We start from the raw sequence: 25,502 nt of genomic DNA on the forward strand, positions 1-25,502 counted from the left end.
TGAAAAAAGAATGCTACACCCTATTCTTATTATAAGGAGGAGTTGGGATGGAATTTTTTATTTGTAATCTTGTACGAGTCGTTAAATCACCTCGGTTTTATATGTCTTTATTTTTGACCCTTCTTTGCATGAGTTTAGGAAATTTCCTTGCTTTCAATGGTATTTATAAAATTGAAGGTTTATCGATTTTTTTTGCCGCTTCTTCTATTAGAGGATTTTCACCGATTAGCCTAGTAGCTGCACTTATCTGTACACTGCCCTATTCTAGTCAGATAATAGAGGATGCTGAGAGTCATTTTCTAACAGCACAATTGTGTCGAATTTCTAAAAAGAAGTATCTGGCTATTGTGGGTAGTACTGTAATTATTTCTTCTTTTCTAGTCTTTTTTCTCCCCTATTTATTATTATTAGGAATTAATCTTTTAGTGACTCCTTATCAGGAAATTTATATTGGAGACTATAGTGGTGCCTTAAAAGAATTATTTGATTCTAATCAGTTTCTCTATAGTCTTGTAACGACTCTCTGGTATGGAGTTTGGGGCGCTGTGTTCTCTATTTTTGGACTAGCTAGTGCTTTGCTAGTGAAGAAAAAATTAGGAGCTATTTTCATCCCAGTTGCCTATATGATGGTTGGGGGTATTTTTTGGGGTATTTTAGAGCTATCTTACTTAGAACCTGTGACAACATTAGCTTTGGGATATCAGAAAGATATCAGTCTTTCCTTAGTTAGTGGGCATCTTGCTTTTATTTTATTTGTTAGTTGTTTGGTTGTTTATGGTACATTTTTTCTACATTCAGAGGACTACGTATAATGAAACAATTTGTTCAATTTTACAAAAAAGATTTTTTAGCAGTATTGGTTTATTTTATATTACTGCTATCCTGTATTTTATCTAGTACAGTATATTTACTGCGATGTCGCCAATATTCAATCCATCCAAATGTATTAGAATGGCTCTTAGTCTTACTTCAAGATATTACGACTGGAGTATATTGCTTTCCGTTCACATATATATTATTCTTTTTTCATTTGATGAATAACTATTTTAATAGGTTGGAGTGCCGCATTCGTCTGAAATCAATTAAGCACTTTACCAGTTTTAGTTTCAAATTAGCAGCTCTTAGTACGGGGATTTGGACGGCGACTTTATTTTTATTGATTTTTCTAATTGCATTTAGTAATGGTTTTAGCTTCTCTTTGGAGATAAAGGAGGTTGATTTTTTAAGAGAATTTTATGGTATAAGTATTGCAAACAATGCTAGTTTCTTTATAGGATTTTTTTTCTCTTATATAGCATACTATTTCTTTTTATCCTTACTTACTATTAGCAGTTTTTCTTGGTTTAAAAAATCAAGCATGAGCTTAGTATTTCTGTTTACTTTTTTATTTGTAGAATCCTTATTCTGGATTTATCAGTTGAACAATGGGCTAATTGGATTATTGCCAATTTTTCAGTATATGGTAAATTCCAATCCGTATGCATTGATTTATTGGCTTACATTACTATCTATCATAATTCCATTGACTGTATTTTCTGTTCATAGAAACTGGAGGAGAGTGTAAAAGTTGGAAATGGGAAAGTTAAGTAGTCACATGTGGAGGTTGAATCAGATAATCTATACCAAGTACTTTTGGGGTTATGTTCTTTTTTGGATATTGATTTGTTTAGGATTATGGTATTGGTTAGAAGGAAATGATAGACTTGTTATAGAAATTTTAAAAGGGCCTAATCTGAGTCAAAACTCTTTTTTAGTCTTATCTATATGGTTGCTTCATTGGTTTATTATTCATGCATTTTTTCTAGCAGTTGTATATCGTAGAAGAGCATCCGATTTCTTTATGGAAGTGATTCGATTTTCTTCTATTAAGCTCTGGATTAGGTATCAGATTTGGACCTGTTTTCTTTATGGACTCGTTTTAATCATGGTAAAAGTTCTAGTGATTCAATTTATGTTACAGTTACCAAACTGGGATATAGGAGTTTTGTTTATAGTTGATTTTTTGAATGTTTGTGTGCTATCCTTGCTTTGCTTTACGTTATACATACTAGGAGCGAATGAGCAAATGAACTTTTCTTGTGTTAGCTTCTTTTTACTCATGATTGTGTTTGGCAGTTTATTTGTGGGGAATCGAACCAATTATCTATTTTATATTCTGAATAGAGGAAATGGAGATATAGGACGAGATCTATTTCTTCAGTTGCTATTTTTAGTCTTTCTTTTTAAAAGCATTTTCTATTTCACTCGTCAAAAGAGGAGGTTTATAGAATGAATGAAATAATTACATTAAAAAATATTCAGTTGGAATTAAAAAAAACATGTGTTTTTCAAAACCTTAATTTTAGTTGTAAACAGGGGGAAATTATAGGAATTACTGGTGCGAATGGCTCAGGGAAAAGTGTATTGTTTAAATTAATAGCTGGTTTATATAGTCCGTCTTATGGGGAAGTGTTAATCAATGGGGAAAATATTGTTCCTGAGAGAAAAATTCCAGCTAATTTGGGAGCTTTGATTGAAGAACCTGGTTTTATAAATTATTATAGTGGCTTTAAGAATTTACAATATTTGGCAAGCATACGAGGAGTAGTTGGTAATCAGGAAATCAATGATACACTGAAAATAGTTGGTCTATATGAGCAAAAAGACCAGAAAGTTAAAACTTATTCGCTAGGTATGAGGAAAAAGCTAGGGATTGCTCAAGCAATTATGGAGAATCCCTCTATTCTTTTACTAGATGAACCTATGAATGCCTTGGACAAATCAAGTGTAGAAAATATGAGAACATTGTTTAGAAAGCTCTCTAGTGAAAAAGGGACAACAATTTTGATTGCTAGTCATAGTGAAGAGGATATTCGTATCTTATGTGATAAAGTATATGCAATAGAAGATAAAGTATGTACACTGTGTTCAGATTGAACATCTTAGATAGACTCAGGATGTTATAGGTAAAATCTTAAAAAGGGATTGGAGTTTAAAATCCAGTCCCTTTTAAGAGTTAATAACTAGTCAACTTTTTCGCCCTCAACAACCAGGTCATCTGCTTTAGCAGCGTCACCGTAGGTTGGGTGAAGTGTTTTTTCATAGGCCTTGTGGAAGAAGTTTTCCTTACCTAATTTTTCAATATCTTTATTGATGAAGTCTAGCAATTCTTGGTTGCCTTTTTGAACTGCTGCCGCAATGGTATCTGGATTACCGAGGGAAGTAATTCCTACTTCAAATCCTTTATTTTCAAGCGCCCAAGCTAGGACTTCCGTATTGTCAGTAGAGAAGGCATCTCCACGTCCGTCAAGAAGAGCTTGGTAAGAGTCACTGTATTGGTCGTATTTTTGGAGTTTGATTTCTGGATGATTCTTTTCAAAATAAGTCTCAGCAGTCGTTCCTTTTGTAACAATCAAGGTTTTGCCTTCTAATTGTTTGACATCTGTAATGAGACCGGTCTTAGGCGATACGACTCCAAGAGAAACTTTCATATATGGAAGGGCAAAATCAACTTGTTTCTTGCGTTCGTCAGTCACTGTAAAGTTGGCAAGAGTAATATCTACCTTGTTTGAAATCAAGTATTCAGCACGGTTGGCAGCGTCGACTGAAACGTATTTAACCTTTACCCCAAGGTCTTGTGCCAGTTGGTTCCCAAGTTCAATATCGTAACCTTGGTAAGAACCGTCATTGTCAACGTAACCAAAAGGTTTCTTATCTCCAAACACGGCGATTCGTAGCTCACCGCTTTTTTTGATTTCATCGATTGTGCGAGCCTTGGCAGTGGTTTTACCTGACGATGCACCACCATTTCCACCTGAGCTACAAGCTGTGACAAAGATAAGGGTAAAGGCAAGTGCCAAAACAGTTAAGAGTGGTTTGAATAGTTTCATAAGAATCTCCTTTATAGATATGAGCCAAATTGGCTAAAGTCAAAGACGTTTAAAAATTCCTGAGCTCGTTTGGTTTGCGGATTGGTAAAGAAGGCTTGAGCCGTTCCTTCTTCAGCGATTTTCCCTTGGTCTAGGAAGATAATCCGATCGGCAATTGCTTGGGCAAACTGCATTTCGTGGGTTACTAAAATCATGGTACGGCCTTCCTGGGCCAAATCATTGATAAGTTCCAGAACCTCACGCACCATTTCTGGATCCAGCGAAGCAGTCACTTCGTCAAAAAGGATGATTTCTGGATGCATGAGGAGGGCACGAACAATTGCAACCCGTTGCTTCTGTCCACCAGATAATTGACGCGCAAAGCTATGTTGTTTGTCTAGCAAACCGACACGTTCCAGTAGTTGCAAAGCTTCCTCTGTCACTTCTTTCTTGTCCCTTCCCTGAGCCTTGATAGGGCCTAGGATAAGGTTTTGTAGGACATCCAGATGGGGAAAAAGTTCATAACTTTGAAAGACCATGCCAATCTTTTGACGAACTAGGTGAAAGTCTTTTTTATTTTCAACGATAGACTGACCATCCAGAAGAATATCTCCACCTTGAATACTTTCTAAGCCATTGAGGCAACGAAGGAGGGTACTTTTCCCACAACCGGATGGTCCTAGGATGACCACAACTTCTCCTTTTTTGATTTGTAGGGATAGACCTTGGAGGATGGGATTGTCTCCGAAGGATTTTTTTAGTTCCTTGATTTCTAAAATAGTTTCAGACATTTAGTTCCTCCAATGTTTTTCTAGGTGAGTGGATAGTTTGGAAATAGGGAAACAGACTGCGAAATACAAGACTAGAATGGTTCCATAAATCCAGAAGGAAGCAGTTGGGATGGTCAGGCGATTGCTATCAATGATTTGTTGTCCAACTTTGGTAACCTCTACAACTCCAATCAATACGACTAAGGAAGTGGTTTTGATCATCCGAGTGACAAGGTTGATGGCTTGTGGTAGCAATCTTCTCAAGACCTGTGGGATGATGATGTGGTAGTAAAGTTGAACATTTGTCAAACCTAGTGCCTGTCCACTTTCAAACTGATGCTTAGGGAGGGAAGTGATGGCTCCACGGACCAAGTCCCCCATTTCAGCTGTTCCCCAGAGGGTAAAAACGATAATAGCTGAAGTCTCTCCTGAGATATTGATATTAAAGTTTCGAGCTAATCCGAAATAAACGATGAAGAGTAGCACCAGTTGGGGCATGATACGAATAAATTCCAGATACAATCGTGTTAAAAATCGTACGATTCTAGAATGGGAGGTCATGACAATTCCCATGACTGTTCCGAAAATCATGGATAAGAGGACAGACAGGATAGAAATGCCAATCGTGACGCCCAATCCCTGTAAAATCCGCAGGAGATTATTTCCCTGAAAGAGTACTTGGATTCCCGAATCCTGCATGGCGGAGCCTCCTTTCTATCCAGCTAAAGACCAGTGATATGGGCAGCAGCATAATCAGGTAAGCAATTACCAACATAGCTAGCGCAATGTCTGTCTCATAATAGAGCCCAATCAAGTCCTTGGCGACGTACATGAGGTCTGCTAAAGCTACTGCTGAGAAAACGGAGGTTTCCTTGATGAGGAAAATGACATTGGCGCTAAAAGATGGTAGGGCCACCGCTGTTGCTTGCGGAAGAACCACATAGCGAAAGACCTGTACAGGTGTCAGACCGATGGCTAATCCAATCTCATGCTGGGTTTGACTGATGGCTTCCAACCCACTTCGGAAAGATTCTGCCATATAGGAGCCTCCTAAAAAGACTAATCCCAGAGTAGCACAGACTTCCGAAGATAGGACAATCCCTATTCGGGGAAGACCGAAGTAGAGAAAGAAGAGTTGAATCAAAAGGGGTGTATTACGTGACAATTCAATGTAGGCTGTCGCTATTTGCGCCAAAAAAGGGATGCGGTAATGCCGGATGATACTAACGATTAAACCGAGCAGAAAGGATCCCAGAATTCCCCAAACTGCAATATGCAAGGTTAGGAGAAAAGCCTTTTGATATAGTGGTAGATATTGTTCAACAATGGACCAATCCAAAAATAGAACCTCCCATCTAGAAATAATACAGTTATTGTAGCACTTAAAATCTCCTTTGGATAATATCTATTTTTTATTGCCGTGATAAGGATTTTTTATCATAGATATAAAATTTCTGAAATTTCCAAACAAAATATTTGAAAAGTTTTGAAAAAAGAGTTAAGATATTTTTGTAATATACAAAGTAAACGCTTACTTATTAAGGAGGGCATTTTATGTCATACAAAACAAGCAATGCAGAAGGTCATGTAGACTTCATCAATACCTATGATTTGGAGCCAATGGCACAACAAGTTATTCCTAAAGCAGCATTTGGCTATATCGCTAGTGGGGCGGAGGATACTTTCACTTTACGTGAGAATATTCGTGCCTTTAACCACAAACTCATCGTTCCTCATACACTTTGCAATGTAGAAAATCCAAGTACAGAGATTGAATTTGCAGGTGAAAAATTGTCTTCACCAATCATTATGGCGCCTGTTGCAGCTCATAAATTGGCAAATGAACAAGGTGAAGTGGCGACTGCGCGTGGTGTGCATGAGTTTGGTTCTCTTTACACAACTAGCTCTTACTCTACTGTAGATCTTCCAGAAATTACGGAAGCCCTTCAAGGGACACCTCATTGGTTCCAATTTTACTTTAGTAAAGATGATGGAATCAACCGCCACATCATGGACCGTGTGAAGGCTGAAGGTTATAAAGCGATTGTCTTGACGGCAGATGCGACTGTAGGGGGCAATCGTGAGGTGGACAAACGTAATGGTTTTGTCTTCCCAGTTGGCATGCCGATTGTTGAAGAATACCTGCCAGAAGGTGCTGGTAAATCAATGGACTTTGTTTACAAATCAGCTAAACAACGCTTGTCTCCACGTGATGTAGAATTTATCGCTGAATACTCAGGACTTCCTGTTTATGTCAAGGGACCACAATGCCGTGAGGACGTTGAACGTTCGCTTGCTGCAGGTGCTTCTGGTATCTGGGTGACCAACCATGGTGGCCGTCAAATCGACGGTGGACCAGCTGCCTTCGATTCACTTCAAGAAGTAGCTGAAGCAGTTGATAAACGTGTGCCAATTGTCTTTGACTCTGGTATTCGTCGTGGCCAACACGTCTTTAAAGCCTTGGCTTCAGGAGCAGACTTGGTAGCTATTGGCCGCCCGGTTATCTATGGCTTGGCTCTCGGCGGTAGTGTTGGTGTGCGTCAAGTCTTTGAACACTTGAATGCAGAATTGAAGACAGTTATGCAGTTATCTGGAACTCAGACTATTGAAGATGTCAAACACTTCAAACTCCGTCACAACCCATACAATCCAACCTTCCCAGTTGACCCTCGTGACTTAAAATTGTATTGATAAAATAGCTTGCCTCCACTTGATGTGGAGGTTTTTCTTCGTCTATAGGAAGAATAAATCACCATTGAAATCTATATAAATATATTTTTCAGTCAAATATCTTGCTAGGGCTTTCATTTTTTGCTATACTGGTCCAGTAATTAAATAATAAAGACATTTGGGGTGCTTTAGGCTGAGATGATACCCATTGAACCTGATACAGTTAAGACTGGCGAAGGGAAATGTGAAACGTTTTTTCGTATGGCGAAATGAACAATCTAATCTTGTAAGCTAAACTCTAATTCTTGATTGTAATTGGAGTTTTTTTGTTTATATAAGCTGAATGAAGGTGATACAAAGCATTTAGGTAGCTCTTCTTGAACGCCCTTGATTTTCTTTAAAAAGGTCAAGTAAAACTAGGATTTTCTTGATGTTTTGTTGATTACGAACGAGTAAAGAGAGGAAAAGTAAATATGGAAACACAAGACTATGCATTTCAGCCAGGTTTGACTGTTGGAGAATTATTAAAAAGTAGTTAGAAGGATTGGCAGGCTGCAATCAATCATCGTTTTGTTAAGGAACTTTTTGCGGGGACAATTGAGAATAAGGTCTTAAAAGAATACCTAATTCAAGATTATCACTTCTTTGATGCCTTCTTATCCATGCTGGGTGCCTGCGTAGCCCACGCAGACCAGCTTGAATCCAAGCTTCGTTTTGCCAAGCAACTAGGCTTTCTTGAAGCAGATGAAGACGGTTATTTCCAGAAGGCTTTCAAAGAGTTAAAAGTATCTGAGAATGATTATCTGGAAGTGACCTTGCATCCTGTAACAAAAGCCTTTCAGGATCTAATGTATTCGGCAGTGGATTCATCAAACTATGCACATCTTTTGGTCATGCTGGTCATTGCAGAAGGTCTCTATTTAGACTGGGGTTCTAAAGATTTGGCTCTACCTGAAGCCTACATTCATTCGGAATGGATCAATCTCCACAGAGGTCCTTTCTTTGCAGAGTGGGTTCAATTTCTGGTTGATGAACTTAATCGTGTTGGGAAAGGTCTAGAAGATTTGACAGAACTTCAGCAACGCTGGAATCAAGCAGTCGTTTTAGAATTAGCCTTTTTTGATATTGGTTACGATGCCTAGAGAAAGTTTAGGATATTTACAAATTTGATGAGGTAATTCTCTTCGAAAATCAAATTCAAACCACGTCAGCTTCACCTTGCCGTACTCAAGTACAGCCTACGGCTAGCTTCCTAGTTTGCTCTTTGATTTTCATTGAGCATAAATCATTCAATGTAAATAAAAAAATTTCTTAACGAAAGATAGAGATAAATCGAAATCAGTAGATCGTATAAAGTGAAAAGGAAAGATTTCAATATGACAAGTTTAAAATTATTAAAAGAAAAAGCACCTTTGGTCATTTGTATCACCAATGATGTAGTAAAAAATTTCACAGCAAATGGATTAGTAGCACTGGGTGCATCACCAGCCATGAGTGAGTTTCCAGCAGATTTAGAGGATTTGTTAAAGTATGCTGGTGGTTTATTAATAAACATAGGAACATTAACAGATGAAAATTGGAAATTATACCAAGCTGCTCTGAAAATTGCAGAGAAATATAATGTCCCAGCAGTTTTAGATCCTGTAGCCTGTGGAGCAGGAGAATATAGAAAAAAAGTAGCAGATGATCTAATTAACAATTACAAACTAGCAGCGATTAGAGGAAATGCTGGCGAGATTGCCTCTTTAGTAGGAATAAATGTGGAATCTAAAGGAGTAGATAGTGCGGGTGTAGATAATATTGACGAAATTGCTCTAGCAGCAAATGAGAAGTTTAATATTCCAATTGTAGTAACAGGTGAAGTGGATGCTATTGCGGTAAATGGAGAAGTGGTAACGATTCATAATGGTAGTGCCATGATGCCAAAAGTTATTGGGACAGGATGCTTATTAGGTGCTGTAGTAGCAAGCTTTATCGGACTAGAAAAAGGTCAAGAATTGAAATCATTAGAAACAGCAATGTTGGTTTACAATATCGCTGGAGAAATGGCAGAAAAACGTCCAAATGGGCATCTTCCTGGAACATTTAAAGTTGAATTTATAAATGCCTTATACGAGATTACAGACGAAGATGTAAAGAAATTCAAAAGAGTGAAGAAAAATGTTTCATAAAGAATTACTAAAACTATATTTTATTTGTGGAACGACTACTTGCCAAGGAAAAGATCTATATACGGTCGTTGAGGAAGCCTTAAAAGGTGGTATAACCTTATTTCAATTCCGTGAAAAAGGTGAGGGAGCCCTGAAAGGTATAGAAAAAGTCGAACTAGCAATAAAACTACAGGCTCTTTGTAAAAAATATAATGTTCCATTTATCGTTAATGATGATATTGATTTGGCATTGGAAATAGATGCTGATGGCGTACATGTAGGACAAGATGACCTTGGAGTTGATGAAATTAGAAAATTGATGCCAGATAAAATAATTGGTCTTTCTATAAAAAACGAGGAAGAATTTCAACAATCAAAAGTTGAATATGTAGATTATGTTGGTGTTGGTCCTGTATTTGATACCCAGTCAAAGGATGATGCTGGTGGTGCTATAGGTTATGAAGGTCTTAAATTGATGAGAAAACTATTGCCACAAATGCCCTTAGTTGCAATTGGTGGGATACAGACGCAACATATTAAAGACATTATGAAGACCAATGTTGACGGTGTTTCAATCATTTCAGCAATATCGTATGCAAAAAATATAGAAAAAACTGTTCGAGAAATGAGTGAAAAATAGGTATCGATCTAACCAAAGAAAGATCTGCTGTATTTCCAGTTCAATTTCTTGAACTGGAAAAAATCGTTTGTTATAATATTTATATAATTAAATAATAAAGACATTTGGGGTGCTTTAGGCTGAGATGATACCCATTGAACCTGATACAGTTAAGACTGGCGAAGGGAAATGTGAAATGGTTTTGTATTTATAGAAACTAACCATCTAATCTTGTAAGCTGAACTCTAATTCCTATCTGTAATTAGAGTTTTTTCTTTTACGAAACTGGATGAAGATGATACAAAGCATTTAGGTAGCTCACATTGAATACCCCACTTTTCTTTAAAAAAGGAGTTTTTTTATGTTGAAAAAATGGCAGTTAAAAGATGTTATCTTACTTGCTTTCTTGTCTATCTTTTTTGGTGGTGTTTTTGTGGGTTCAGGCTATCTGTTTGATATCCTCACCCTGATTTTAGCACCTCTTGGTTTACAGGCCTTTGCCAATGAAATCCTCTTTGGTCTCTGGTGTATGGCTGCGCCTATTGCTGCAATCTTTGTTCCAAGAGTCGGAAGTGCAACGATTGGAGAAGTGCTAGCTGCGCTTGCTGAAGTCCTTTATGGTAGCCAATTCGGTCTAGGTGCCCTTTTGTCTGGCTTGGTTCAAGGTTTGGGAAGTGAACTTGGTTTTATCGTAACCAAGAATCGCTATGAAAGTTGGCTCTCTCTAACTGCCAATAGTATTGGGATTACGCTTGTTAGCTTTGTCTATGAATACATTAAGTTAGGTTACTATGCCTTCTCCCTTCCTTTTGTCCTTTCCTTGCTTGTAGTACGTTTTATTTCCGTCTTTTTCTTCTGTACCATCTTGGTTCGTGCCATTGTCAAACTCTATCATCAGTTTGCAGCTGGAGGCAAGGCATAGATGGGGCTGGAACTACGAGCGATTCAGTCACCAATCTTCCCTGAGCCGCTTGATTTTACTTTTCATGCGCAAGCCTTTACCTTGTTAGTTGGGAGCAGTGGTTCAGGAAAATCCAGCCTCTTTCAAATGATTGCCCAAGTCAGTTCTCTTCCCTATAGCGGTCAAGTCCTGATAAATGGGAGCGAGGTCAGTCAGCTTTCTATCATCGAACGTGTCCAGACGGTTGGTATTCTCTTTCAAAATCCCAATCATCAATTTACCATGGAGAACTTGTTTGAGGAGCTGATTTTTACCTTGGAAAATATTGGGCATCCCGTTCAGGAAATTGATTCTAAAATAGCAGATGTGGTTCGACAATGTCGCTGCGAGAAGATCTTGCACCGTCCCATCCATCACTTATCAGGTGGGGAAAAGCAAAAGGCTGCTTTGGCTGTTCTCTTTGCTATGAATCCTAGGGTCTATCTCTTGGATGAGCCCTTCGCTTCCATTGACCGCAAGAGTAGGATAGAGATATTGGAGATTCTAAAAGAGTTGGCCTCTAATGGGAAGACAGTTATTTTGTGCGACCATGATTTATCTGACTATGAAGCCTATATCGACCATATGGTGGAGCTAAGAGACGGACAACTAACGAAAATAAATCAAATCCCTGCCTCTGAAATGACACAGGCTGTTTCAAAGGAAATTGCTTCTAGCCCAGAACTATTCCATATGGATCGAACAACTTGTGAGCTGGATAAGCATCCCCTCTTTTCAATTGCGGATTTCACATTTTACCAAGGGATTTCCTGTATCTTGGGTGATAATGGTGTCGGGAAATCAACCCTCTTTCGATCTATTCTTCAATTTCAAAAGTATAAGGGGCGCATTACCTGGAAGGGGACAGTCCTGAAAAAGAAAAAGAGTTTGTATCGTGACCTGACGGGTGTTGTTCAGGAAGCTGAGAAGCAGTTTATCAGAGTCAGTCTGCGAGAGGAACTGCAATTAGATAGTCCAGACTCTGAAAGAAATCAGCGGATTCTCCAAGCTTTACAATATTTTGATCTGGAGCAGGCATTTGATAAGAGTCCCTATCAATTAAGTGGTGGCCAGCAAAAGATTCTTCAGCTCTTGACCATCTTGACCAGCAAGGCGTCTGTGATTTTGCTAGATGAACCTTTTGCAGGTTTGGATGATAGAGCCTGCCATTATTTTTGCAAGTGGATTGTGGAGGAGAGAAATCAGGGAAGAAGTTTTCTGATCATTAGCCATCGTTTAGATCCCTTGATCTCTGTGGTTGATTATTGGATTGAGATGACTAGTCAGGGTCTCAGTCATGTGAAAAAAGTGACAATTACCAAACCACTCACATCTCAGAGTAGCAATACTCAAGGGGAGGTGAGATAGTATGGTCAAAGTAGCAACCCAGACACCGATTATCAGTCTCTTCTTGCTGATTTTATCCTTGGAAACATCTTTCATTCCTTCGATTGCTCTTAATCTCTCGGTAGTCGCATTTTGCATTCTCTTTATGCTCTATTACCGGCGATTTAAAGTATTGGCTTGGATGATTCTGCTCGCCATTTTGCCATCCTTGGCCAACTACTGGGCAGTTCAGTTACATGGGGATGCTTCGCAGGCAGTCATGCTTGGAACGAGGGCCTTTGTGACCGTTTGTATTGGTCTTGTCTTTGTTTCCTCTATTTCCCTAAAAGAGCTTCTCTTGTACTTGGCTCAAAAGGGGTTATCACGCTCTTGGGCCTATGCCTTGATTGTGGTATTCAATTCCTTCCCCCTTATCCAGCAAGAAATCAAGTCCCTCAAGGAAGCTTGCTTATTACGCGGTCAAGAACTACATTTTTGGTCGCCCTTGATTTACAGCAAGGTTCTGATGACAGTCTTTAGGTGGCGCCATCTTTACCTGAGAGCCCTATCGGCGCATGGATATGACGAACATGCACAGGCGGAGAATCGCTATCGGACTTTTTATATTCCTCAAAGGACACTATTCATCTACCTGCTTTTCTTTTTATTGCTTCAAACCAGTCTATTTTTATAAAGGAGTTATTATGGAATTTACAGATATTGCGATGGAATTATCCAAGGAAGCTTGGCAGACTTCCTTTCATCACCCCTTTGTTTTACAGTTGCAAGAGGGAAATTTAGACCTGTCCATCTTTCGCTATTACTTGATTCAGGATGCCTACTATTTGAAGGCCTTCTCAGAAGCCTATCACCTCTTGGCTGATAAGACTTCAAATCAAGAGATGAAAAGACTCTTGAAACAAAATGCTCAGAGTCTAGTGGAAGGTGAGTTATTTATCCGCCAACAATTTTTCAAGGAATTGGAAATCAGCGATCAGGAAATGGATGAGCATCCAATCGCTCCAACCTGCTATCATTATATCTCTCACATTTATCGGCAATTTGCAGAGCCAAACTTGGGTATTGCCTTTGCAAGCTTGCTGCCTTGTCCTTGGCTATATCATGATATAGGCAAATCACTTAATCTTAAACCATCACCAAATCCTCTCTATCAACAATGGATTGAAACGTATATTACGGATGAATTGGAGCAGCAGATCAGAGAGGAAGAGGCTCTGGTCAATCAACTCTATCGAGAAAGTGACGAGACAGACAAGAAAAAAATGCTAGATGCCTTCCACATCAGTGTTCATATGGAAGCTAAGTTTTGGGAAATGGCCTACCAACACCAGACATGGAAGAGCGATTTACAGTCTTTAGAAACAGGAGAAGAATAGAAACATGAGAAAGCACCAATTACAAGTTCACAAATTAACCATTTTATCCATGATGATTGCCCTTGATGTAGTCCTTACGCCTATCTTTCGGATTGAGGGAATGGCACCGATGTCCAGTGTAGTCAATATTCTAGCTGGAATCATGATGGGACCTGTTTATGCCTTGGCTATGGCTACAGTGACAGCCTTTATCCGTATGACGACTCAAGGGATTCCGCCTTTAGCTCTCACAGGAGCGACTTTTGGAGCCCTTCTAGCAGGTCTCTTTTATAAGTATGGTAGAAAATTTTACTTTTCTGCTTTGGGAGAAATTTTGGGAACAGGTATTATTGGTTCTATTGTTTCCTATCCTGTTATGGTACTCTTTACAGGATCGGCCGCTAAGCTTAGTTGGTTTATCTACACTCCTCGATTTTTCGGTGCAACCTTGATTGGTACAGCGATTTCCTTTATTGCCTTTCGATTTTTAATCAAGCAGGAATTCTTTAAAAAAGTTCAGGGATATTTCTTTGATGAAAGGATAGACTGATGCAGGCATTTACAAATCCTTTTCCTCTGGCAACGACTTCCCTCATTCACTGTATTACCAATGAGATTTCTTGTGAGATGCTAGCAAATGGGATTTTGGCTCTGGGATGTAAACCAGTTATGGCAGATGATCCCCGTGAGGTTCTTGATTTTACTAAGCAAAGCCAGGCACTCTTCATCAATTTGGGGCATTTGTCAGCTGAGAAGGAAAAAGCAATCCGTATGGCAGCTTCTTATGCAGATCAAGTTTGTCTTCCAATGGTAGTAGATGCAGTTGGCGTAACAGTTTCATCCATTCGTAAGAGCTTAGTTAAAGACCTTTTAGACTATAGACCTACGGTACTTAAAGGAAATATGTCGGAAATCCGAAGTCTTGTTGGCTTAAAACACCACGGCGTTGGGGTAGATGCGAGTGCTAAAGATCAAGAAACTGAGGATTTGCTTCAAGTCTTGAAAGACTGGTGTCAGATCTATCCAGGTATGTCATTCTTAGTCACAGGCCCTAAGGACCTCATCGTTTCGAAGAATCAGGTCGCTGTACTGGGAAATGGCTGTGCTGAATTAGACTGGATAACAGGGACAGGAGACTTGGTTGGAGCTTTAACAGCTGTTTTTCTCAGCCAAGGAAAGACTGCCTTTGAAGCTTCTTTCCTAGCGGTTTCTTATCTCAATATCTCCGCTGAGAGAATAGTTGTTCAAGGAATGGGATTGGAAGATTTTCGTTACCAAGTACTCAATCAGCTTTCACTCCTCAAAAGAGATGAAAACTGGCTAGATGCTATCAAAGGAGAGGTTTATGAATAGAGAAGCACTTAGACTATATCTGGTAACCAATCGCTACCAAGATTCCTTGCAAAGTTTTCTTGAAAAGATTGAGACGGCTTGCCGCTCAGGGGTTACCATAGTCCAATTACGAGAAAAAAATCTCACAACAAATCAATATTATCAACTGGCAAAACAAGTCAAGGAAATAACAGATGCCTATCAGGTACCCTTGATAATCGATGATCGTTTGGATGTTTGTCTTGCGGTTGATGCTGCTGGTCTGCATATTGGAGACGATGAACTACCAGTTTCGGTTGCCCGCAAAGTCCTAGGTCCTGAAAAAATCCTCGGTGTCACAGCTAAAACTGTAAAAAGAGCCCTCGAGGCAGAAGAAGGAGGTGCGGATTACTTGGGGACAGGAGCCATTTTCCCGACTACGACCAAGGAAAATGCGCCTATCACCCTAATTTCAACCTTGAAAACAATTTGCCAAAGGGTCGCCATTCCAGTAGTTGCTATCGGAGGCTTGACGTCAGAGAACATTGAACAGCTTATTGGCACGGGCATAGCTGGAGTAGCTGTCGTACGTGATTTGATGCAGGCAGAAGATATAGAGGCAAAAACACAAGCCTTTTTGACAAAGTTGGATGACATTATTTTCTAATTAATACTCAATGAAAATCAAAGAGCAAACTAGGAAGCTAGTCGCAGGTTGCTCAAAGCACAGCTTTGAGGTTGCAGATAAAGCTGACGTCGTTTGAAGAGATTTTCGAAGAGTATAAAAACTCTCTAATTCCCTTAAAGTGGGAACTAGAGAGTTTTTTTAATCTTTAAAGCTTGTATGGTTGACTGGGCCAGAACCATGACCGAGTTGAGGGGCGTCTTGGATGGCTTTCGTGATAAAGGCCTTTGCCTTATCAACTGCCTGATAAAGGCTTTTTCCCTTGGCTAGTTCAGCAGTAATCACTGCAGCAAAGGTACATCCAGTACCATGGGTGTGACAGGTTTGAATTCGTGGACTTTCCCAGACAAATTGCTCATCCTTGGTAAAGAGGAAATCCTTGGCACCGCCTTCGAGATGCCCACCTTTGATGACCACAGACTGAGGACCAAATTCTTTTAAAATCAGGCGACCAGCACGCTGCATGTCTTCTGGATTATGGATTGAAAAACCAACAATCTCTTCCGCCTCAGGAAGATTGGGTGTAATAATAGTTGCAAGGGGAAGTAGATTTGTTTTTAGGTAGTCTCTGGCACTGGTATCAATCAGGGTGTCTCCGCTTGTTGCGACCATAACAGGGTCAAGGACGTAGGGACAATCCAGCTTTTTAAGATAGGGCTGGATGATTTCCATGATTTCGGTAGTTGCCAACATCCCAGTTTTTACAGCCTGAGGCTTGATATCCGAAAAGACACTCTCCAATTGGGCTTTCAACATTTGAGGAGAAACGTGCTCGATTAATTGAACGCCTCTGGTATTTTGAGCGACAAGACTGGTCACAACGGCCATTCCATAGACATCTCTAGCTTGGAACGACTTTAAATCAGCCATAATGCCAGCACCACCACTAGGGTCAGTCCCTGCAATGGTCAAAGCAACGGGTAAATAAGTCATCTAAAACCTCCCAACCAACTGAAGTTTGTATTCTTAAGAACAAGCTAGTCCGTTTCAGGAAGGCAATAGAAGACTGCTAGTCCCCATTATCATTTCCACTTCCATCAGCTAGCATTACCTAGATTGAGTCAAAGGGTCTAACAGTCGTTAATCTCAGCATTACGCACCCCTAGTGGTTGTTTTCTTTTTTCTTTAGTATAGCATATTTTCATAGTTTATATAGTAAGATTTGACTGCAAATCCTTTATCATAGGGTTAAAATTCAATTTTTCAAAGAAAAGATTAATTTCATAGTTGACAAATGTAGATTTTAAGAGTATACTGATAATTGTAATTGACAAATGTAGATTTTGGAGGTGTGATGATGCAGATTTCAGATGCAGAATGGCAGGTCATGAAGATTATTTGGATGCAAGGAGAGCAGACTAGTTCAGATTTGATTAGGGTTCTGGCGGAGCGGTTCGACTGGTCCAAGTCGACCATTCAAACTCTTTTGGCTCGTTTGGTCGAGAAAGAGTGCCTGACGAGGAAAAAAGAAGGCAAGTCCTTTGTCTATTCAGCACTTTTAACTTTGGACCAAAGTCGGGATTTACTTGTCCAAGATATCAAAGACAAGGTTTGTTCCCGTAGGATTAAGAACTTGCTGGCTGATTTGATTGCTGAATGTGATTTTACTCAGGCTGACTTGGAAGACTTGGAAGCTGTGATTTCTGAGAAGAAGTCAAGCGCTGTAACAGAAGTAAAATGTAATTGTATGTAAAGGAGACGTCATGTTAAATAGTATTGTAACCATTGTTTGTATTACCCTTATCGCCTTTATCTTGTTTTGGTTTTTCAAAAAGCCTGAAAAATCTGGACAAAAAGCCCAGCAAAAAAACGGCTACCAAGAGATTCGAGTGGAGGTCATGGGTGGCTATACGCCTGAGTTGATTATCCTCAAGAAATCAGTGCCAGCCCGCATTGTCTTTGACCGCAAGGACCCTTCACCCTGTCTGGACCAAATTGTTTTTCCAGATTTTGGTGTACATGCGGACCTGCCTATGGGGGAAGAGTATATAGTGGAAATCACGCCTGAGCAGGCTGGAGAGTATGGTTTCTCTTGTGGCATGAATATGATGCACGGTAAGATGATTGTAGAATAGGAGAATGATATGACTGAAATTGTAAAAGCAAGTCTTGAAAATGGTGTTCAAAAAATCCGTATCACGGCAGACAAAGGCTACCATCCAGCTCATATACAGCTTCAAAAAGGGATTCCAGCTGAGATTACCTTTCATCGTACTACTCCTTCAAACTGTTATAAGGAAATTCTGTTTGAAGAAGAAGGCCTCTTAGAACCAATCGGCGTAGACGAAGAGAAAGTCATTCGTTTTACACCTCAAGAATTAGGTCAACATGAATTTTCTTGTGGTATGAAGATGCAAAAGGGAAGTTATACAGTTGTTGAGAAGACTCGAAAATCTCTATCACTTTTACAGCGTTTTTGGATTACTAGTATCTTTACTGTGCCTCTTGTGATCCTCATGATTGGGATGTCGACAGGAGGAATTAGTAACCAAGTCATGCGTTGGGGCACCTTTTTAGCCACAACACCGATTATGCTAGTAGCAGGTGGTCCTTATATCCAAAGTGCTTGGGCTAGTTTTAAAAAGCACAATGCCAACATGGATACCTTGGTTGCTCTGGGAACCCTAGTGGCCTATTTCTATAGCTTAGTTGCCCTCTTCGCTGGCCTCCCCGTTTACTTTGAAAGTGCTGCCTTTATCTTCTTCTTCGTTCTTATGGGAGCCGTTTTTGAGGAGAAAATGCGGAAAAATACTTCCCAAGCTGTGGAGAAATTACTTGACTTGCAGGCTAAAACTGCAGAAGTCTTGCGTGAGGATAACTATGTTCAAGTCCCTTTGGAGCAAGTCAAGGTAGGTGACCTGATTCGAGTGCGTCCCGGTGAAAAGATTGCGGTTGATGGTGTCGTAGTAGAAGGTATCTCTAGTATTGATGAGTCTATGGTGACAGGTGAGAGTCTGCCTGTGGACAAGACAGTTGGAGATACCGTCATTGGTTCAACCATCAATAATAGTGGAACACTTGTTTTTAGAGCAGAAAAAGTTGGTTCAGAGACTGTTTTGGCTCAGATTGTGGATTTTGTGAAGAAAGCTCAAACCAGTCGTGCGCCGATTCAGGACTTGACGGATAAGATTTCAGGAATTTTTGTCCCAGCAGTTGTCATTTTAGGGATTGTGACCTTTTGGGTTTGGTTCGTCTTGCTCAGGGATAGTGTGGTCGTGCTTGGAGCTAGCTTTGTGTCCTCTCTTCTCTACGGAGTGGCGGTTTTGATTATCGCCTGCCCTTGTGCATTGGGACTTGCAACACCGACAGCCCTTATGGTGGGGACAGGTCGCAGTGCCAAGATGGGAGTTCTCCTCAAAAATGGAACGGTTCTACAGGAAATCCAGAAAGTTCAAACTATCGTCTTTGATAAGACCGGAACTTTGACTGAAGGGAAACCTGTGGTCACAGATATCATCGGCGACGAAGTAGAAGTGCTTGGATTGGCAGCTTCCTTGGAAGAAGCTTCTCAACACCCACTGGCTGAAGCCGTTGTGAAACGAGCGAGTGAAGCTGGACTTGAGCTTCAAACTGTTGAAAATTTCCAAGCCTTGCACGGAAAAGGTGTCTCAGGGCAAATCAATGGAAAACAAGTTTTGCTTGGAAATGCTAAAATGCTGGATGGCATGGATATTTCTAGCATTTATCAAGAAAAACTAGAAGAACTAGAAAAAGAAGCTAAGACAGTTGTGTTCTTGGCTGTGGACAATAAAATCAAAGGCTTGCTTGCTCTGCAAGATATTCCTAAGGAAAATGCTAAGCTTGCCATCAGTCAGTTGAAAAAACGAGGTCTTAAAACAGTCATGCTGACAGGAGACAATGCAGGTGTGGCGCGTGCCATTGCCGATCAGATCGGAATCGAAGAGGTCATTGCAGGTGTCTTGCCAGAAGAAAAAGCCCATGAAATCCATAAACTACAATCAGCTGGGAAAGTAGCTTTTGTTGGTGATGGGATTAATGACGCTCCTGCCCTCAGTGTAGCAGATGTGGGGATTGCTATGGGAGCTGGAACAGATATTGCCATCGAGTCAGCAGATTTGGTGTTGACAACTAATAACCTCCTAGGAGTGGTTCGTGCCTTTGACATGAGTAAGAAAACCTTTAATCGAATTCTGCTCAATCTTTTCTGGGCCTTTATCTACAATGTCGCCGGAATTCCGATTGCAGCAGGAGTCTTTTCAGGTGTTGGACTGGCCCTTAACCCAGAACTGGCAGGTCTAGCCATGGCCTTTAGTTCTGTATCTGTTCTGACTAGTTCCCTTCTGCTAAACTTTAGTAAAATAGATTAAAAGCGGGCTTGCTCGCTTTTTATACTCTTCGAAAATTAAATTCAAACCACGTCAACGTCGCCTTGCCGTAGATATATGTAACTGACTTCGTCAGTCTTATCTACAACCTCAAAGCCGTGCTTTGAGCAACCTGCGGCTAGTTTCCTAGTTTGCTCTTTAATTTTCATTGAGTATTATAAGACAGAATCTAAAAACGTTTTCAAACTGTACTGTAATAGAGAATAGAAACTTCTGAGCAGATTCTTAGTAAACTAAAAATAAATGTGATAAATTAGTAGTGTAAAAATTTACTGAAACGTTTTCAAAAATTATATGAAACCTTTTTTAGTAGATTTAAAAATATTTGAAGGAGAGTTATCATTATGACTCAAGGGAAAATTACTGCATCTGCAGCAATGCTTAACGTATTGAAAACATGGGGCGTAGATACAATCTACGGTATCCCATCAGGAACACTCAGCTCATTGATGGACGCTTTGGCTGAAGATAAAGATATCCGCTTCTTGCAAGTTCGTCACGAAGAAACAGGTGCTCTTGCAGCGGTTATGCAAGCTAAATTCGGCGGCTCAATCGGGGTTGCAGTTGGTTCAGGTGGTCCAGGTGCGACTCACTTGATTAACGGTGTTTACGATGCAGCTATGGATAACACTCCATTCCTAGCGATCCTTGGATCACGTCCAGTTAACGAACTCAACATGGATGCTTTCCAAGAATTGAACCAAAACCCAATGTACAACGGTATCGCTGTATACAACAAACGTGTAGCTTACGCTGAGCAATTGCCAAAAGTAATCGACGAAGCTTGCCGTGCTGCAGTTTCTAAAAAAGGTCCAGCTGTTGTTGAAATCCCAGTAAACTTCGGTTTCCAAGAAATCGACGAAAATTCATACTACGGTTCAGGTTCATACGAACGTTCATTCATCGCTCCTGCTTTGAACGAAGTTGAAATCAACAAAGCTGTTGAAATCTTGAACAATGCTGAACGTCCAGTTATTTACGCTGGTTACGGTGGTGTGAAAGCTGGTGAAGTGATTACTGAATTGTCACGTAAAATCAAAGCACCAATCATCACAACTGGTAAAAACTTTGAAGCCTTTGAATGGAACTATGAAGGTTTGACAGGTTCTGCTTACCGTGTTGGTTGGAAGCCAGCCAACGAAGTGGTCTTTGAAGCAGACACAGTTCTTTTCCTTGGTTCAAACTTCCCATTTGCTGAAGTTTACCAAGCATTCAAGAATACTGAAAAATTCATCCAAGTGGATATCGACCCTTACAAACTTGGTAAACGTCATGCCCTAGACGCTTCAATCCTTGGTGATGCAGGTCAAGCAGCTAAAGCTATCCTTGACAAAGTGAACCCAGTTGAATCTACTCCATGGTGGCGTGCAAACGTTAAGAACAACCAAAACTGGCGTGATTACATGAACAAAATCGAAGGTAAAACTGAGGGTGAATTGCAATTGTATCAAGTTTACAATGCAATCAACAAACATGCTGATCAAGACGCTATCTACTCAATCGACGTAGGTGACACTACTCAAACATCTACTCGTCACCTTCACATGACACCAAAGAACATGTGGCGTACATCTCCACTCTTTGCGACAATGGGTATTGCCCTTCCTGGTGGTATCGCTGCTAAGAAAGACAATCCAGATCGCCAAGTATGGAACATCATGGGTGACGGTGCATTCAACATGTGCTACCCAGACGTTATCACAAACGTTCAATACGACCTTCCAGTTATCAACGTTGTCTTCTCAAATGGTAAATATGCCTTCATCAAGGACAAATACGAAGACACAAACAAACACTTGTTTGGTTGTGACTTCCCTAATGCTGACTATGCGAAAATCGCTGAAGCTCAAGGTGCTGTAGGATTTACAGTTGACCGTATCGAAGACATCGATGCAGTTGTTGCAGAAGCTGTTAAACTCAACAAAGAAGGTAAAACTGTTGTGATCGATGCTCGCATCACTCCACACCGTCCACTTCCAGTAGAAGTACTTGAATTGGATCCAAAAATTCACTCAGAAGAAGCAATCAAAGACTTCAAGGAAAAATACGAAGCAGAAGAACTCGTACCATTCCGCCTCTTCTTGGAAGAAGAAGGTTTGCAATCACGCGCAATTAAATAATTCCTCTCGTCGAAAATCAAATTTAAACTGTGTTATCTTCACCTTGCCGTACTTCAGTACTGCCTGCGGTTCGATGCCTTGTTTATTCTTTGATTTTCTTAGAGCGAAACTTAAAAAGATCGGAGCAATCCGGTCTTTTTATGGAGGATAGTAAATGAATTTAAATCAATTAGATATTATCGTTTCCGATGTTCCACAAGTCTGTGCTGACTTGGAGCGTATTTTGGATAAAAAATCCGATTATGTTGATGACAGTTTTGCTCAGTTTACGATTGGCAGTCACTGTCTGATGTTGTCCCAAAATCATTTGATTCCTTTGGAAGATTTTCAGTCAGGAATCATTCTTCATATCGAGGTTGAGGATGTAGACCAGAATTACCAACGGTTGAAAGAACTTGGTATCCAGGTTTTAAACGGACCAACTGTAACCGATTGGGGAACAGAGTCCTTATTAGTTAAAGGGCCTGCTGGTCTAGTGATTGATTTTTATCGTATGAAGTAGGTAATTCTATTATCAAATTTTTTATCTAAACATTCTTGGAGTGAAACTTAAAAAGATCGGAGCAATTCGATCTTTTTTGTATTTATGCGACTTTCAGTCCGTCTCGCTCCGTTAGGTGCGAGACAAAAAACCACCCGTTTTCACGGGTGGTTATGATTTCTACACTTATTGTTTGGCTTCCTGTTTTAATTGTTGCACCTGTTCCTCGTACTGGACAAGCTCCCTGTCTTTTATATTGATAGTCGCTTCTGCTTCAGCAATGCGGCTTCTCAGATCTTGAGTCTTGTTATGGTGATAGCTAATACCAATAGCACTACCAGCAATGATCCCGATTACTAGACAAGTAAAAATCACCAAAATCAAGGGAGCAGATAGTTGTGTAAAGACAAGACTGACAGTTACTGTTTGACGATTGAGTAGACCAAATGAGATCACAATGACTAATAAGCTCAAACCGCCAATTAGATAAGCCTTATCTTTCAGTGACAATTCATTAAATTTTTTTAGCATAAGTTCCTTTTCTCCTGACTATGTTGATAGAAAACTACACACCATTTAGGTATTAACAAAATTCATTTTACTAGAAAATTTCGATACTGTCAATAATTTCTAACGGCTTATTTACCATCAATCAATCGATTCATTGAAAAGGAGTATTCATTTTCTAATATTTGATTGAGTAAACAGAACGGAGCAATTCGGTCTTTTTTCTGTTCCCTCTTTCTTATAACAAGATTGTGATAGTTTATATCTTTATAACAAAAGTTTTAAAGACTTGATTGTTTTGAAAGAATATTTTAAAATAAGATTCAGTAAAAATGAAAGAGGTTTTGAAAATGTCTGAAAAACAAATGAAAATTTTAGGTTGGGTAGCGACCTTTATGTCTGTTATGATGTATGTGTCTTACTTCCCACAAATCATGAACAATCTGGCTGGTCAAAAAGGAAATTTCATCCAGCCCTTGGTTGCTGCCATCAACTGTAGTCTCTGGGTTTACTACGGTCTTTTCAAAAAAGAAAGAGATATCCCCCTTGCAGCAGCTAATGCACCAGGTATTATTTTTGGCCTAGTGACGGTTATTACAGCTTTGATTTAAAAGGAACAGAGGAGACTAGTTTTCAGTCTTCTTTTTTGTTTCAGGGGAGGCTATTTACTTTTTCTAGAGGATAATTTTTTAAAAAACAATCTGATAAACTTAAATAGTAGAATAGTATCAGTATGTCACAGTATTTTATAAGAAAAGGTTTACAGAATAAGTTATAATATAAGTAAATGAACAAGCAAATAAGAAAGTGAGTAGAGTTATGACCGAAAAACTGACTTTTCCGGATGGTTTCTTGTGGGGCGGAGCGACAGCTGCCAACCAGTGTGAGGGTGCTTATAATTTAGAAGGTCGTGGATTGGCGAATGTGGATGTCGTCCCCATCGGTCCAGATCGTGAAGCCATTATCACAGGTCAGAAAAAGATGTTTTCGTTTGAGGAGGGCTATTTTTACCCAGCCAAGCAAGCTATTGATATGTACCATCATTACAAGGAAGATATTGCCCTTTTTGCGGAAATGGGCTTTAAGACTTATCGTCTATCCATTGCTTGGACTCGGATTTTTCCTAAGGGCGACGAAACAGTGCCAAATGAAGCTGGTCTAGCCTTTTATGAGGATTTATTTAAGGAGTGCCACAAGTATGGTATCCAACCTCTGGTGACTATCACTCATTTCGACTGTCCTATGCACTTGATTACAGAGTACGGTGGTTGGCGCAATCGTCGGATGTTAGACTTCTATGAAAAACTTTGTCGCACACTCTTTACCCGCTATAAGGGTTTGGTCAAATATTGGCTTACCTTCAACGAAATCAACATGATTCTCCATGCCCCCTTTATGGGAGCTGGGCTCTGTTTTGAAGAAGGAGAAAATCAAGAACTGGTTAAATATCAGGCTGCACACTATGAGTTGGTAGCTTCAGCTCTTGCGACAAAGATTGCCCACGAAATTGACCCAGAAAATAAGGTGGGATGTATGTTGGCTGCAGGGCAATACTATCCTAACACAGCCCATCCAAGAGACTACTGGGCAGCCATGGAGGAAGACCGCAAGAGTTACTTCTTCATTGATGTTCAAGCGCGTGGGGAATACCCAAACTACGCCAAGAAGCAGTGGGAGCGTGAGCGAATCGAGATTCAAATGACTGCAGAAGATTTAGAGTTGTTGAAGGACAATACTGTTGACTTTGTTTCCTTCTCTTACTATGCAAGTCTAGTAGCCTCAGGTGATCCAGAAGTTAAAGAATTAACTGCTGGAAATATCTTTGCCTCTCTCAAAAATCCTTATCTTGAATCCTCAGAATGGGGATGGCAGATTGACCCACTTGGTCTTCGTATCACCCTCAATGCTATCTGGGATCGTTACCAAAAGCCAATGTTCATCGTGGAAAACGGTCTAGGTGCTATGGATACACCGGATGAGAATGGTCATGTAGCAGATGACTATCGGATTGCTTACTTAGAGGCTCATATCAAGGCCATGCGAGATGCCATTTACCAAGATGGCGTTGACTTGCTTGGTTATACGACTTGGGGCTGTATCGATCTGGTTTCAGCTGGAACAGGCGAAATGAACAAGCGCTATGGCTTTATCTATGTAGATCGAGATAATGCTGGTCATGGAAGCCTCAAACGTAGCAAGAAGAAATCCTTCTACTGGTACAAGGATGTCATTGCCAGCAATGGTGCAAGCATTGAGTAGAGCACATTTGTTCACTATTTTTATAAAATCTTCTCCCTACTTTATAAGATGTGAAAAAGAGTTCAACTGGAACTCTTTTTTTGCTATAATGAGG

Annotated in this window: 27 protein-coding genes, 1 pseudogene and 3 riboswitches; of the genes and pseudogenes, 22 read left to right on the forward strand and 6 right to left on the reverse strand. The window is 40.0% G+C overall.

The annotated features are described in order from the left end of the window. Positions 1–47 precede the first annotated feature (47 nt). The 4 genes from N8M16_RS07800 to N8M16_RS07815 are packed head-to-tail and all read left to right on the forward strand — an operon-like array spanning position 48 to position 2,916. Positions 48–812 (forward strand): hypothetical protein, encoded by a 765-nt coding sequence (locus N8M16_RS07800; RefSeq protein ID WP_084886871.1) that lies wholly within the window; start codon positions 48–50, stop codon positions 810–812. Next, positions 812–1,564: a hypothetical protein gene (locus tag N8M16_RS07805; protein ID WP_084886869.1), complete on the forward strand. Its 753-nt coding sequence runs from the start codon at positions 812–814 to the stop codon at positions 1,562–1,564. Before N8M16_RS07800 ends, N8M16_RS07805 begins: the two co-directional genes overlap by 1 nt. Positions 1,565–1,573: 9 nt before the next feature. Beyond that, entirely contained in the window at positions 1,574–2,272 is a 699-nt protein-coding gene (locus N8M16_RS07810; RefSeq protein ID WP_185776732.1) for a hypothetical protein, read from the forward strand. Further along, positions 2,269–2,916, forward strand: coding sequence for an ATP-binding cassette domain-containing protein (locus N8M16_RS07815; RefSeq protein WP_001002573.1), 648 nt, complete (start codon positions 2,269–2,271; stop codon positions 2,914–2,916). The genes N8M16_RS07810 and N8M16_RS07815 overlap by 4 nt, the downstream gene beginning before the upstream one ends. A gap of 86 nt (positions 2,917–3,002) precedes the next feature. Here the strand turns inward: N8M16_RS07815 and N8M16_RS07820 are convergent, their stop codons facing one another. The 4 genes from N8M16_RS07820 to N8M16_RS07835 are packed head-to-tail and all read right to left on the reverse strand — an operon-like array spanning position 3,003 to position 5,957. Then, complete coding sequence (locus N8M16_RS07820) at positions 3,003–3,869, reverse strand: cysteine ABC transporter substrate-binding protein (RefSeq protein WP_261069943.1); 867 nt, start codon at positions 3,867–3,869, stop codon at positions 3,003–3,005. 11 nt (positions 3,870–3,880) lie between these two features. Continuing rightward, positions 3,881–4,639 (reverse strand): amino acid ABC transporter ATP-binding protein, encoded by a 759-nt coding sequence (locus tag N8M16_RS07825; protein ID WP_153199549.1) that lies wholly within the window; start codon positions 4,637–4,639, stop codon positions 3,881–3,883. After that, on the reverse strand, positions 4,640–5,317 hold the full coding sequence (locus tag N8M16_RS07830) for an amino acid ABC transporter permease (RefSeq protein ID WP_247953194.1): 678 nt from the start codon (positions 5,315–5,317) through the stop codon (positions 4,640–4,642). Beyond that, positions 5,277–5,957, reverse strand: a complete 681-nt coding sequence (locus N8M16_RS07835; protein ID WP_060627884.1) for an amino acid ABC transporter permease — start codon at positions 5,955–5,957, stop codon at positions 5,277–5,279. Before N8M16_RS07835 ends, N8M16_RS07830 begins: the two co-directional genes overlap by 41 nt. 215 nt (positions 5,958–6,172) lie before the next feature. On the opposite strand from N8M16_RS07835, the gene lctO reads away from it, so the two are divergent. From lctO to thiE (N8M16_RS07890), 11 genes and pseudogenes are all read left to right on the forward strand, one after another. Further along, positions 6,173–7,309: an L-lactate oxidase gene (gene lctO / locus N8M16_RS07840; RefSeq protein ID WP_000120723.1), complete on the forward strand. Its 1,137-nt coding sequence runs from the start codon at positions 6,173–6,175 to the stop codon at positions 7,307–7,309. A 148-nt stretch (positions 7,310–7,457) separates the two neighbouring features. Then, positions 7,458–7,546: riboswitch (TPP riboswitch) on the forward strand. Between the two features lie 215 nt (positions 7,547–7,761). After that, positions 7,762–8,430, forward strand: a pseudogene (locus N8M16_RS07845) (TenA family protein). 234 nt (positions 8,431–8,664) lie between these two features. Beyond that, on the forward strand, positions 8,665–9,459 hold the full coding sequence (gene thiM / locus N8M16_RS07850) for a hydroxyethylthiazole kinase (RefSeq protein ID WP_000202461.1): 795 nt from the start codon (positions 8,665–8,667) through the stop codon (positions 9,457–9,459). Then, the gene (gene thiE / locus N8M16_RS07855) at positions 9,449–10,078 is read left to right on the forward strand and encodes a thiamine phosphate synthase (RefSeq protein ID WP_000468570.1); all 630 of its coding nucleotides are present in this window, start codon (positions 9,449–9,451) and stop codon (positions 10,076–10,078) included. The genes thiM (N8M16_RS07850) and thiE (N8M16_RS07855) overlap by 11 nt, the downstream gene beginning before the upstream one ends. A 95-nt stretch (positions 10,079–10,173) precedes the next feature. After that, positions 10,174–10,262: riboswitch (TPP riboswitch) on the forward strand. Positions 10,263–10,418: 156 nt separating this feature from the next. Continuing rightward, the gene (locus N8M16_RS07860) at positions 10,419–10,979 is read left to right on the forward strand and encodes an ECF transporter S component (protein ID WP_000915275.1); all 561 of its coding nucleotides are present in this window, start codon (positions 10,419–10,421) and stop codon (positions 10,977–10,979) included. After that, positions 10,980–12,365, forward strand: coding sequence for an ATP-binding cassette domain-containing protein (locus N8M16_RS07865; protein WP_000522084.1), 1,386 nt, complete (start codon positions 10,980–10,982; stop codon positions 12,363–12,365). It begins immediately after the preceding gene. 1 nt (position 12,366) lies between these two features. Then, on the forward strand, positions 12,367–13,017 hold the full coding sequence (locus N8M16_RS07870; protein WP_000241384.1) for an energy-coupling factor transporter transmembrane component T: 651 nt from the start codon (positions 12,367–12,369) through the stop codon (positions 13,015–13,017). A gap of 10 nt (positions 13,018–13,027) precedes the next feature. Beyond that, entirely contained in the window at positions 13,028–13,720 is a 693-nt protein-coding gene (tenA, locus tag N8M16_RS07875; RefSeq protein WP_000397203.1) for a thiaminase II, read from the forward strand. Between the two features lie 4 nt (positions 13,721–13,724). Continuing rightward, complete coding sequence (thiW, locus tag N8M16_RS07880) at positions 13,725–14,249, forward strand: energy coupling factor transporter S component ThiW (RefSeq protein WP_001225552.1); 525 nt, start codon at positions 13,725–13,727, stop codon at positions 14,247–14,249. Further along, positions 14,249–15,052, forward strand: coding sequence for a hydroxyethylthiazole kinase (thiM, locus tag N8M16_RS07885; RefSeq protein ID WP_001147718.1), 804 nt, complete (start codon positions 14,249–14,251; stop codon positions 15,050–15,052). Before thiW ends, thiM (N8M16_RS07885) begins: the two co-directional genes overlap by 1 nt. Next, positions 15,045–15,677, forward strand: a complete 633-nt coding sequence (thiE, locus tag N8M16_RS07890; RefSeq protein ID WP_261069944.1) for a thiamine phosphate synthase — start codon at positions 15,045–15,047, stop codon at positions 15,675–15,677. Before thiM (N8M16_RS07885) ends, thiE (N8M16_RS07890) begins: the two co-directional genes overlap by 8 nt. A 159-nt stretch (positions 15,678–15,836) precedes the next feature. On the opposite strand, the gene thiD is transcribed toward thiE (N8M16_RS07890), so the two are convergent. Next, positions 15,837–16,628: a bifunctional hydroxymethylpyrimidine kinase/phosphomethylpyrimidine kinase gene (gene thiD / locus N8M16_RS07895; RefSeq protein ID WP_261069945.1), complete on the reverse strand. Its 792-nt coding sequence runs from the start codon at positions 16,626–16,628 to the stop codon at positions 15,837–15,839. A gap of 83 nt (positions 16,629–16,711) precedes the next feature. Next, positions 16,712–16,809, reverse strand: a riboswitch (TPP riboswitch). A 183-nt stretch (positions 16,810–16,992) separates the two neighbouring features. Between thiD and N8M16_RS07900 the strand changes: the two genes are divergently transcribed. The 5 genes from N8M16_RS07900 to N8M16_RS07920 all read left to right on the forward strand — a co-directional run bounded on the left by N8M16_RS07900 (position 16,993) and on the right by N8M16_RS07920 (position 22,663). Then, on the forward strand, positions 16,993–17,388 hold the full coding sequence (locus tag N8M16_RS07900; protein WP_001167188.1) for a CopY/TcrY family copper transport repressor: 396 nt from the start codon (positions 16,993–16,995) through the stop codon (positions 17,386–17,388). 10 nt (positions 17,389–17,398) lie between these two features. Continuing rightward, positions 17,399–17,770, forward strand: coding sequence for a cupredoxin domain-containing protein (locus tag N8M16_RS07905; RefSeq protein ID WP_049546478.1), 372 nt, complete (start codon positions 17,399–17,401; stop codon positions 17,768–17,770). Between the two features lie 9 nt (positions 17,771–17,779). Continuing rightward, complete coding sequence (locus N8M16_RS07910) at positions 17,780–20,023, forward strand: heavy metal translocating P-type ATPase (RefSeq protein ID WP_261069946.1); 2,244 nt, start codon at positions 17,780–17,782, stop codon at positions 20,021–20,023. A gap of 362 nt (positions 20,024–20,385) precedes the next feature. Next, positions 20,386–22,161 carry a pyruvate oxidase gene (spxB, locus tag N8M16_RS07915; protein WP_261069947.1) on the forward strand — a complete coding sequence of 592 codons (1,776 nt, stop codon included), beginning with the start codon at positions 20,386–20,388 and terminating at the stop codon, positions 22,159–22,161. Positions 22,162–22,315: 154 nt separating this feature from the next. Continuing rightward, positions 22,316–22,663: a VOC family protein gene (locus tag N8M16_RS07920; protein WP_001052644.1), complete on the forward strand. Its 348-nt coding sequence runs from the start codon at positions 22,316–22,318 to the stop codon at positions 22,661–22,663. A 165-nt stretch (positions 22,664–22,828) separates the two neighbouring features. Here the strand turns inward: N8M16_RS07920 and N8M16_RS07925 are convergent, their stop codons facing one another. After that, positions 22,829–23,173: a lipopolysaccharide assembly protein LapA domain-containing protein gene (locus N8M16_RS07925; protein ID WP_000913393.1), complete on the reverse strand. Its 345-nt coding sequence runs from the start codon at positions 23,171–23,173 to the stop codon at positions 22,829–22,831. A 326-nt stretch (positions 23,174–23,499) separates the two neighbouring features. Here N8M16_RS07925 and N8M16_RS07930 point away from each other — a divergent pair, with 326 nt between their 5' ends. After that, positions 23,500–23,760 carry a SemiSWEET family transporter gene (locus tag N8M16_RS07930; RefSeq protein WP_001291472.1) on the forward strand — a complete coding sequence of 87 codons (261 nt, stop codon included), beginning with the start codon at positions 23,500–23,502 and terminating at the stop codon, positions 23,758–23,760. 208 nt (positions 23,761–23,968) lie between these two features. Then, positions 23,969–25,408, forward strand: a complete 1,440-nt coding sequence (locus tag N8M16_RS07935) for a 6-phospho-beta-glucosidase (protein ID WP_000136868.1) — start codon at positions 23,969–23,971, stop codon at positions 25,406–25,408. Positions 25,409–25,502: the final 94 nt, after the last annotated feature.

It is taken from the genome of Streptococcus mitis (assembly GCF_946188375.1).
In the GTDB taxonomy this organism is placed as follows: Bacteria; Bacillota; Bacilli; order Lactobacillales; family Streptococcaceae; genus Streptococcus; species Streptococcus mitis_CX.